At 68.4% G+C, this 9,607-nt stretch carries 7 protein-coding genes and 3 pseudogenes; 2 read left to right on the top strand and 8 right to left on the bottom strand.

What is annotated here, in order from left to right:
* The 6 genes and pseudogenes from AB0N06_RS36765 to AB0N06_RS36740 all read right to left on the bottom strand — a co-directional run.
* On the bottom strand, positions 1 to 334 hold a 334-nt coding region (locus AB0N06_RS36765; RefSeq protein ID WP_366139036.1), incomplete at its 3' end, for a flavodoxin-dependent (E)-4-hydroxy-3-methylbut-2-enyl-diphosphate synthase.
* A 320-nt stretch (positions 335 to 654) separates the two neighbouring features.
* Positions 655 to 1,965 (bottom strand): site-2 protease family protein, encoded by a 1,311-nt coding sequence (locus AB0N06_RS36760; protein WP_366139035.1) that lies wholly within the window; start codon positions 1,963 to 1,965, stop codon positions 655 to 657.
* Entirely contained in the window at positions 1,962 to 3,215 is a 1,254-nt protein-coding gene (gene dxr, locus AB0N06_RS36755; protein ID WP_366139034.1) for a 1-deoxy-D-xylulose-5-phosphate reductoisomerase, read from the bottom strand. Before dxr ends, AB0N06_RS36760 begins: the two co-directional genes overlap by 4 nt.
* Entirely contained in the window at positions 3,212 to 4,396 is a 1,185-nt protein-coding gene (locus AB0N06_RS36750; protein ID WP_366139033.1) for a hypothetical protein, read from the bottom strand. Before AB0N06_RS36750 ends, dxr begins: the two co-directional genes overlap by 4 nt.
* Before the next feature lie 23 nt (positions 4,397 to 4,419).
* A pseudogene (locus AB0N06_RS36745) lies at positions 4,420 to 4,626 on the bottom strand (3-phosphoshikimate 1-carboxyvinyltransferase); the annotation flags it as partial.
* A 99-nt stretch (positions 4,627 to 4,725) separates the two neighbouring features.
* A complete protein-coding gene (locus AB0N06_RS36740; RefSeq protein ID WP_366139032.1) occupies positions 4,726 to 6,672 on the bottom strand; it encodes an acyl-CoA dehydrogenase family protein in 1,947 nt (648 codons plus the stop codon).
* A 421-nt stretch (positions 6,673 to 7,093) separates the two neighbouring features.
* On the opposite strand from AB0N06_RS36740, the pseudogene AB0N06_RS36735 reads away from it, so the two are divergent.
* Positions 7,094 to 7,277 (top strand): annotated as a pseudogene (locus AB0N06_RS36735) (transposase); the annotation flags it as partial.
* 3 nt (positions 7,278 to 7,280) lie between these two features.
* Here AB0N06_RS36735 and AB0N06_RS36730 read toward each other — a convergent pair.
* A pseudogene (locus AB0N06_RS36730) lies at positions 7,281 to 8,105 on the bottom strand (IS701 family transposase); the annotation flags it as partial.
* A gap of 263 nt (positions 8,106 to 8,368) precedes the next feature.
* Here AB0N06_RS36730 and AB0N06_RS36725 point away from each other — a divergent pair.
* The gene (locus AB0N06_RS36725) at positions 8,369 to 8,830 is read left to right on the top strand and encodes a pyridoxamine 5'-phosphate oxidase family protein (protein WP_366139031.1); all 462 of its coding nucleotides are present in this window, start codon (positions 8,369 to 8,371) and stop codon (positions 8,828 to 8,830) included.
* Between the two features lie 322 nt (positions 8,831 to 9,152).
* Here the strand turns inward: AB0N06_RS36725 and AB0N06_RS36720 are convergent, their stop codons facing one another.
* Positions 9,153 to 9,368 carry a hypothetical protein gene (locus AB0N06_RS36720; protein WP_366139030.1) on the bottom strand — a complete coding sequence of 72 codons (216 nt, stop codon included), beginning with the start codon at positions 9,366 to 9,368 and terminating at the stop codon, positions 9,153 to 9,155.
* Between the last annotated feature and the right edge of the window lie 239 nt (positions 9,369 to 9,607).

The raw sequence follows: 9,607 nt of genomic DNA, 5'->3' as shown, positions 1-9,607 counted from the left end.
CACAGCCCGCATCAATCGCCGCGAACACATACTTCGGCTGGAAATGAATATCCGCAATCACCGGAATCTGCGACTTCCTGGCGATCGTCGCCAACGCATCCGCATCATCCTGCGTCGGACACGCCACCCGCACGATCTGACAGCCGGACGCCGTCAACTCCGCGATCTGCTGCAACGTCGCACCGATGTCCGACGTACGGGTCGTGGTCATCGACTGCACCGACACCGGCGCATCCCCACCGACCGCCACCGACCCGACCTGGATCTTGCGGCTGACCCTCCGGTCGGCGAGCTTGGTCGGAACGGACGGCATTCCGAGAGAAATCGCAGTCATGCGCTGAGCATCCCCAAGGTGTGGATCAAGGTCCCGAGATCGGCGGGCTCCGGCCTTCGAGGTTACGGCACCGGGGGGAACCCGGAGCACACCGCACCCCGAAGCCCGTGCAAACAGAGGCGCCCGGCCATCAGATCAGATGTATGCCCGGTCACCGCCTGTCGTGCGCCCGGCCCGATCTGTCCGATCGTCGCGCCGGGGTCGTCCGGCGTGACGCGTGGCAACGCGCCAGGCCGGGCGGGCGCCAGGCCCATGGGCGCGCGGACCGGTCGACTCTCCGGGCCGGCCCGTGCCTCGGGCCGGCCGTTGCCTCAGGGCAGTCAGGAGATCTTGACCGGATTGACGATGTCGGCCACCAGGACGAGCAGGGTGAAGCAGATGAAGACGCCGGCGACGACATAGGCGACCGGCATCAGCTTGGCCACGTCGAAGGGGCCGGGGTCGGGGCGCTTGAAGACCCGCGCCACATTGCGGCGCAGGGACTCCCAGAGGGCTCCCGCGATGTGCCCGCCGTCGAGCGGCAGCAGGGGCAGCATGTTGAAGAGGAACAGCGAGAGGTTGAAGCCGGCCAGCAGGAACAGCATCATCGCGATCTGGTTCGTCGCCGGGACGTCCAGCGTCATCACCTCGCCGCCGATCCTGGCCGCGCCCACGACGCCGACCGGGGAGTCGGCCGCTCGCTCGCCGTCGCCGAAGGCCGCGCTCCACAGGTCCGGGATCTTGGACGGGAGGGCGATGATCGAGTCGACGCCGTTCTGGATCATGTCTCCCATGCGGACGACCGAGTCGCCGAAGGAGAGGGGGACGATCTCGGTCTGGGCGGCGAAGCCGAGGTATCCGGCCGGAACGAACTTCCCGGGGACTACCTCACCCTTGGAGTCCTTCTTGGCGACCGAGTTCTCCTGCAGCACGGCGTGGAGGGTCTTCTCCTGGCCGTCGCGCTGGACTGTGAGGGTGGCGGGGCCGATGGTTTCGCGGATCCGGTCGGAGAGGGTGGCCCAGTCGTCCACCTTCTGACCGTTGAAGGCGACGATCTTGTCGCCCTTCTTCAGTCCGGCGGCCTGCGCGGGTGAGACCGGGTCGCTCTTCTTGCAGGTGTCACGCTTCTCGCTCTGCGCGATCACGCACTTCTGGACGCCCGCGACCTCGGTGGTCTGCGTCTGAAAGCCGAAGGTCATGGCGACCCCGAGGAAGATGGCGACGGCCAGGACCAGGTTCATGAACGGTCCGGCGAACATGACGATCACGCGCTTCCACGGCTTGCGCGTGTAGAAGAGGCGCTTCTCGTCACCCGGTTCGAGTTCCTCGAAAGCGGCTTCTCGGGCGTCCTCGATCATGCCTCGCCACGGCGAGGTGGAGCGCGCCTCGATCCGTCCGTCCGGACCGGGCGGGAACATGCCGATCATGCGGATGTAGCCACCGGCCGGGATCGCCTTGATCCCGTACTCGGTGTCGCCCTTCTTCCGCGACCAGATGGTCGGGCCGAAGCCGACCATGTACTGCGGGACGCGGATCCCGAAGAGCTTCGCGGTCGACAGGTGTCCCAGTTCGTGCCAGGCGATCGAGAACAGCAGGCCGATGACAAAGACGACGATGCCCAGAATCGTCAACAGGACCGTCGTAATACTCATGCGCGCGCCTCCGCTGTCGCTTTCGCCGAGAGTTCCCGAGCCCGGGCCCGTGCCCAGCTCTCCGCTTCCAGGACGTCTGCGACCGTGAGTGAAGTTCCCGTGGAAGGGGTGCCGTGTTCGGCCACCACCGCCGTGACCGTATCCATGATTCCGTTGAACGGCAGCTGTCCTGCCAGGAAAGCGTCCACACATTCCTCGTTCGCGGCGTTGAACACCGCAGGGGCGGTGCCGCCGAGCGTTCCGACGTGTCTGGCCAGGCCCACGGACGGGAAGGCGTCGTTGTCGAGCGGGAAGAACTCCCAACTGGACGCCTTCGACCAGTCGAAAGCGGGTGCCGCGTCAGGGATGCGCTCCGGCCAGCCCAGGCCGATGGCGATCGGTCCGCGCATGTCCGGCGGGGTGGCCTGGGCGAGGGTGGAGCCGTCGGTGAACTCCACCATGGAGTGAACGTACGACTGGGGGTGGACGACGACTTCGATCCGCTCGAACGGGATGTCGTAGAGGAGATGCGCCTCGATGACCTCCAGTCCCTTGTTGACCAGGGTGGCGGAGTTGACCGTGATCACCGGGCCCATGGCCCAGGTGGGGTGCGCGAGCGCCTGCTCACGCGTGACGCTCGCCAGCTCGCTCTTCGTCCGTCCCCGGAACGGGCCGCCGGATGCCGTGACGACAAGCTTCCGGACATCGGCCCGGGTGCCGGCGGCGAGCGCCTGGAAGAGCGCGGCGTGCTCGGAGTCGACCGGGATGATCTGGCCCGGCTTGGCCACGGCCTTCACCAGCGGCCCGCCCACGATCAGCGATTCCTTGTTGGCGAGGGCGAGCGTACGACCGGCCTCCAGCGCGGCGAGCGTGGGGGCCAGACCGATCGAGCCGGTGATTCCGTTGAGCACGGTGTGGCAGGCGCTCCCGGCGAGCTGCGTAGCGGCGTCCGGGCCCACCAGGATCTCAGGCAGCGGTTCCCCGGCACCGTACTGCTCGCGCAACGCTTCGCGGAGGGCCGGCACCGCGTCCGGCACGGCGACGGCGACGGTGCGCACCCTCAGTTGCCGCGCCTGCTCTGCGAGGAGAGCGACCCGCCCTCCCGCGGCGGAGAGCGCGGTGACGCGGAAGCGGTCGGGGTTACGCAACACCAGGTCGATGGCCTGGGTGCCGATGGACCCGGTGGAGCCGAGGATGACAAGATCCCGGCGCCCTTCCACTGCATCGAAGACGAGGTGCGGGTCGGCGAGGGGTGCAGGGCTGTCGCTCATGCCCCCCATTGTTGCCGCATCGGCACGGCAGGCGGACAGCGCGTCCCCGGAGACTCCGGGAGGAGCAGCTCAGGAAGTGTTCCTGTGAATTCCGGCAGCCTCTGGGCGGCGGCCCACCAAGCGTCGGCGTCCTCGCCGAGGGCGGCGCGGGTGAGCGCCGTGGCGCGAGCATGGGCGGCTGTGACGACTCCGGGCAGATCGAAGCGTTCCAGGTGACCGAGCCACCAACTCTCGTCCAGGGCCCGGAGCGCGGGGGCGCCGTGGAGGATCACGTCGTCGCCGGTGATCAGGCCGGCGACCAGAGCCTGCTTGCGCCGGGCCCTTTGCGGCCACCCCTCGATGTGCGCGAGGTCCGCGAGTACGGCGTCCCTGAGCCGGTGGGCTCGGCCTCCCATGGGTGCCAGGTCGCGACCACGGGTCCGGGCGGCGCCTCGGCGCCCCATGTCGGGCAGGGACAGGACGCGGTCGATCTCGCGCTGCACCGCAGCCCGCTCGGCGTCGTTCCAGCGCAGCCCTCCTCGTACCTCGACGGCGGGCAGCAGCAGAGTGCGGTCGACCGGGGCATGGTGTCGGACCAGTTCGGCGGGGGTGATCGCGCCGGTCCTGACCGCTCGCACGGCCGGACGGTACCACCAGCGGCTGTACGAGCGAGTCCCCCGGGTGTCGAGAAGCGCGAGCACCACCTCACGCGGGCACTCATCGCTCAGGATCAGCGCCTCGACGGCGCCCGGGGGCAGTGGTTCACGCCGGTGCTCGGCCACCAGCAGACCGAGGTCGAGGCGGTGCGGAGCGTCCAGGATCCGCAAGGCGTGGCGAACGCGCTGATGGCATCTCAACAGCGAGATGAGCTCCCCGGTGCCCCGCTCGGGTACATGTGCGGCGGGAGCGATGGCTCGACGCATGACGCCGGTGGTCCGCCGGTGGGCGTACACCGCCCGGTCCACCTCGTACTCCCGGTGCTCCAACAGCCTGAGCAGTACGCCTCGTTCGGTCTGCTTGTTGCGCGCCAGAGCCACTCGGTCACCGGTGCTTCCGCTGTCGAGTACGTACTCGGCGACGGCCGGTGCCGTGGGGTGGCCGGCGAGGAGCTCCTCGCGCTGCTGTGTTTCGAGACGGTCCAGCAGTGCCGGGACGACGGCAGTCGGGGTGTGCCGGATCAACCGGGCGAGTGCGGAGATCATGATGTGCGGAACTTGGCCCACTGCGCGGGTCCGGCCGGGCGGCCCCCGATGTGCCGGCGGTCCGCTTCCTGGGCGACCTCGTAACCGAGGCACGAACGGCCCTGGGCAAAGCCCTCGGTGTCATCCGAGCGCAGGGGGCGCACGAGGGTGCCGACTCCGTCCGCGGCAGCAGCCAGGAACGGGGCATGTGCGGTGACGGACTTGGAACCGGGGATGCCGATGACGGTCACGGGACCCCATCCTGCCCTACGGCACACGGCCGGGCGGGGAGCGTCCAGCGAGTGGACGCCTCCCGCCCGGCCCGACCGGCCGGCTCGATGGACCGGCGGTCAGCTGATGGGACGGTGGACGTTGTCCTTGGTTGCCGGGCCGGGGGTGGCATCGGCGATCCAGGGGCCCTCGCCGCTCGGGTCGACGACGCCCTGCTCCAGCCAGAGGTACGCGCCGGAGAGGACGCCGTCCACCACGCGTCGGTCGAGCTGGTCGGTGTTGGACCACAGGCGGGTGAAGAGTTCCTCGACGCGAATGCGGGACTGGTGGCAGAAGGCGTCGGCGAGTTGGTAGGCCTCTCGGCCGTGCTCGTCGGTGGTGCGCAGAAGTTCGGCACGGACGCAGGCGGCGCTCATCGCGAAGAGTTCGGCACCGATGTCGACGATCCTGCCGAGAAAGCCCTGCTTGGTCTCCATGCGTCCCTGCCAGCGCGACATCGCGTAGAAGGTGGAGCGGGCCAGTTTGCGGGCAGAGCGTTCGACGTAGCGCAGATGGGTGGACAGGTCCGGGTGCCCGGGCGGATGGAACTCGTTGTAGGTGCGCGGCAGTTGACCTGGTCCGGTGACAAGCTTGGGCAACCAGCGGGCGTAGAAGCCGGCCGCGTTCGCTCCCGCCTTCGCCTTCGCCGAGAGGGGCTTGTCGGGGTCGATAAGATCTCCGGCAACTTTCAGGTGGGCGTCAACGGCCTCGCGGGCGATCAGCAGATGCATGATCTCTGTCGAGCCCTCGAAGATCCGGTTGATCCGCAGGTCGCGGAGGAGTTGTTCGGCGGGGACGGCCCGTTCGCCCCTGGCGGCGAGGGAGTCGGCGGTCTCGAAGCCCCGGCCGCCCCGGATCTGAACCAGTTCGTCGGCCATGAGACAGCCCATCTCGGAGCCGTACAGCTTGGCCAGCGCTGCCTCGATGCGGATGTCGTTGCGATCCTCGTCCGCCATCTGCGAGGCGAGGTCGACAACTGCTTCCAGGGCGAATGTGGTGGCCGCGATGAAAGAGATCTTGGCACCGACGGCTTCGTGCCGGGCAACCGGCCTGCCCCACTGTTCGCGGACCGCCGACCATTCGCGGGCGATCTTCAGGCACCACTTTCCCGCTCCGACGCACATGGCGGGGAGCGACAGCCGGCCCGTGTTGAGCGTGGTGAGGGCGATCTTGAGACCGGCTCCCTCCGGGCCGATACGGTTGGCGGCCGGGACCCGGACGCGGTGGAAGCGGGTCACGCCGTTCTCGAGCCCGCGCAGCCCCATGAAGGCGTTGCGGTTCTCCACGGTGATGCCCGGGGCGTCCGCCTCGACGACGAACGCGGTGATGCCGCCCTTGTGGCCGACCGACTTCGGGACGCGGGCCATGACGACCAGCAGGTCTGCGACAACGCCATTGGTCGTCCACAGCTTCACACCGTCGAGGATGTAGTCGGAACCGTCCGGAACGGCCGAGGTGGCGAGCCGGGCAGGGTCGGAGCCGACATCCGGTTCGGTGAGGAGAAACGCCGAGATGTCGGTGCGGGCGAGCCGGGGAAGGAAGGTGTCCTTCTGCTCCTGGCTGCCGAAGAGCTTCAGCGGCTGCGGTACGCCGATGGACTGGTGGGCGGAGAGCAGCGCGCCGATCGCCGGGTTGGCGGAGCCGACCAGGGCGAGCGCCCTGTTGTAGTAGACCTGGGTCAGTCCCAGGCCGCCGTACTTCGGGTCGATCTTCATCCCGAGGGCGCCGAGCTCCTTGAGGCCGTTGATGACCTCGTCGGGGATCTTCGCCTCACGCTCGATCAGAGCGCCGTCGATCTTGGTTTCGCAGAAGTCGCGCAACCGGGCGAGGAACGCCTCGCCGCGCCTGACGTCGTCGCCGGGCGGCATGGGATGCGGATGAATCAGGTCCAGCCGGAAGCGGCCGAGGAAGAGTTCCTTGGCGAAACTGGGCTTGCGCCAGTCCTGCTCGCGTGCGGCTTCGGCCACTTGACGCGCTTCACGCTCGGTGACCTTGGGCGTGTTCTTCGGAGCGGATGGTGCGGACATGAGGAGCTCACCTCGCCGCGTTGTCGGGTTGGCGGACCCGGCCGGTCCGCGCGGAGCGCATGCGCGTCTCCCGAGGCATACCAACCGGTGCTAGGTGCTACTCGTCCGTATGTACCCGATTCCTGCCGGTCTCACCAGCCCCGGGACGCCGATCGGGTCGAGAGCCACTCCAGTGGCACGTTCAGCGGGCGAACTGCGGTCGGGCCGGGTCGAGGGGGAAGCAGGAACGGCCGGAGCCCCCGCACAGTGAGCCCCTCACAACACCTTGACCTGCGGTTTTCCTCTGATCTGCGCAACCTCTCAGCGCTTTGGCTCGCATCGCCCCGTCCTGGCCCGCTTTAAGACCGTGTCCTAAATGTGGGATCGGCTCGTTGGACCGGCCATGGGGCGGGGTACGTGAAGTCGGGTTGTTCCGGACGGGCTGTGGAAGATCGCGGAGCCGCTGATCCCGCCGTCCCGGGTACGGGCGCAGGACGGCGGGCGGGACGCAGGACACGCCTGATGAGACGCTGTTCGCGGCGATCATCTATGTGCCGGTCAGCGGGTGTGCCTGGCGGGCGTTGCCTCCGCGCTTTGGGATATCGCAGTCGACGGCCCACCGCAGGTTGCGTGGTGCGGTTGCGGCGGATCAGCAGCCGGTGACTGCCGGGCCGTTCATCGGCCAGGTCGATGACGGCCCAGTCGCAGAAGCGGTGCCCCTGGCGCCGGCCCCTGCCGACAGCTTCTGCCAGGCCCGCTCGGGCACCTTCGCGGCCAAGTCGTCCGCGCGGAACTTCCCCGCACCGGTGGTGACTTCGGCCGAGCAGGCAACGGCGATTACGTAGCCGACCGTGCGCTCTTCCAGCACGGAACCGCAGCTTCGGGTTACCGCCATAGACCTCGTTGCCCGCCACCCAGCCCACGCGGTGCCCGGCGTCCAGGAACCGGCCGATCATGCGGGCGGCCAGCTCCGGCTTGGTCGCGAAGACGGTGTCCTCGCCCAGCCCGGCTGCCTGGCAGCGGTCCGGGTCGCATGTCCACGAGCGCGGAACGTACAGTTCACGGTCCACCGCCGCGTGCCCGCGGCGGCTTGCGTCGACGAGATAGACGGCGACCTGCGCGTTTTCGATTCTGCCGGCGGTGCCGGCGTATTGGCGCTGGACACCGACGGTGTGCGTGCCCTTCTTCACGTCCCCGGTCTCGTCGACCACCAGCACGGCGTCCTCGTCGTGCAGATGCTCCAGGACGTACTCACACACGTCATGACGCACGGCGTCGGCATCCCACCTGGCTCGGCCGAGCAGGTGCTGCATGCCGTCCGGACTCGCCTCCCCGGCCCACTCGGCGATCGACCAGCAGTTCTTGCGCGGCAGGTCCGACAGCAGCCCCAGTACCAGGTCCCGCACCCGGCGCCGGGGCTCAACCCGCGCGAACCGGCCCGCTATCCGGCTCATCAGGACCTCGAACACCTCGTGCCGGCGGGCAGGGTCCATGCAATGGCCTGTCGCCACCGTCTCTTCGTTTGTCCACACAACACACGATGATCAGCGGTGACCGTACCCCGTCTATCAGCCGACCTGTACTGAGCGCTCCAGTTTGCCACGCTGAGCACCCCCGTTGGCCGTCTCCGAGTCAGAGGCTGAGGGGTTCATCGGTCGCCGGGAGTAGGTCCCTCGCCTCATGCGCGCTTTGCACCTGCTGGCTAAGGTCGGCGCTCATGCAGACCACGAGAATTGTTCGCCGCCACGCGGCGGAGCGTAAGCGCGACACTCTGGAACGGCTCGTTGCCGAGCGGGATGTATGGGTGTCGACAGCACATCCCGATCACGGGCCGCACCAGGTGCCGCTGTGGTTCTTGTGGGATGGGCGCGCCGTGTGGATGTGCACCAGTGCCACTTCCGTGACTGCGCGGAACGTCCGCGAGGAGCCGCGCGTGCGCCTGGCGCTGCCGGACACCTTCGATGTGGTGCTTCTCCAGGGTGAGGCAGAGTGCTTCCTGGACCAGGATGTGCCCGGCGACGCGGCGGAGGCGTTCGTCGCCAAGTTCGGATGGGACCCGCGTGCGGAGGAGGGTTCCTTTCTGTATGTGCGCGTGGCGCCGAAGAGTGTGCGCGCTTGGCGCGGTGAGCCGGAACTACGCGGCAGAGTCATCATGCGCGACGGGACGTGGCTGGAATAGCGGCCGTCCCTGACTGACGCCCCTCTCCCCACCAGCAAGATCACGATCTGCGACTGGAGTACTCATACTCCAGTCGCAGTTCGCTATTCCTGCTGGTCAGGAGCATGTGTCTGAGTGCATCTGGCTGACGTTCCGTCAGGTTTGGTGAGTTCGTGACTTCGCGTGCGGTGGCCCATTGCGCTTGTCACGCAAAACGATGTACAGCCTGACGTCTGGTCGGCGGAGCTGGAAGAGTTGGGGTCGGCACAGTCCCTGCGACTCTCCCGGCTACGTTCGCGCGGGAGCGCCCCGCGGCGCGTGGCTGCGGGGCGCCTTGTGGGGTTTAGTCGACCGCCTGGCCGTCGTATTGACCGCCCACGCAGGGGTTGCCCGGCAAGTCGATCCGGGGCTCTCCGCCGCCATCCCTGCACTGAGAAGGGCTGACGGCGGATGGGGCACCCTGTGCGGTGGCGGCGGTGGCGGTGGCGGCGCCTGTGAGGCCGAGCCCGGCGAGGGCTGCCGTGGCGATGACGGCGGCGAGAATTCGTCGAATGCGCATTCGGTTCCCCTTTCACGGATTGCCTCGGTTGGGCACTAGCCAGCTTGATCCTCACCCATGTGGGTGGCACGTCATGTTGTGCCATTCGGGTGACAGTGCTGTCGTGTGCGGGTCGGTGACGCGACCCGTCGGACAGGCCCAAAAGGGCTCTCCTGCCGTATGAGTGGGTCACTCTGTGGCGGGTTGGCGTCCGGGAAGGGTGGGGCGGGGGCCGGCGAGGGTGAGCATGACGAGGGCGA

Origin of the sequence: Streptomyces sp. NPDC051020, assembly GCF_040683105.1 — a bacterium.
Classification (GTDB): domain Bacteria; phylum Actinomycetota; class Actinomycetes; order Streptomycetales; family Streptomycetaceae; genus Streptomyces.
The sequence above is the reverse complement of the archived record's forward strand: the minus strand, read 5'-3'. Positions and strand labels throughout refer to the sequence as shown.

Coding starts and splice junctions, on each gene's coding strand:
- AB0N06_RS36760 (WP_366139035.1), bottom strand. CDS start 1,965: ATGAGTATTACGACGGTCCTGTTGACGATTCTGGGCATCGTCGTCTTT.
- dxr (WP_366139034.1), bottom strand. CDS start 3,215: ATGAGCGACAGCCCTGCACCCCTCGCCGACCCGCACCTCGTCTTCGAT.
- AB0N06_RS36750 (WP_366139033.1), bottom strand. CDS start 4,396: ATGATCTCCGCACTCGCCCGGTTGATCCGGCACACCCCGACTGCCGTC.
- AB0N06_RS36740 (WP_366139032.1), bottom strand. CDS start 6,672: ATGTCCGCACCATCCGCTCCGAAGAACACGCCCAAGGTCACCGAGCGT.
- AB0N06_RS36725 (WP_366139031.1), top strand. CDS start 8,369: ATGCAGACCACGAGAATTGTTCGCCGCCACGCGGCGGAGCGTAAGCGC.
- AB0N06_RS36720 (WP_366139030.1), bottom strand. CDS start 9,368: ATGCGCATTCGACGAATTCTCGCCGCCGTCATCGCCACGGCAGCCCTC.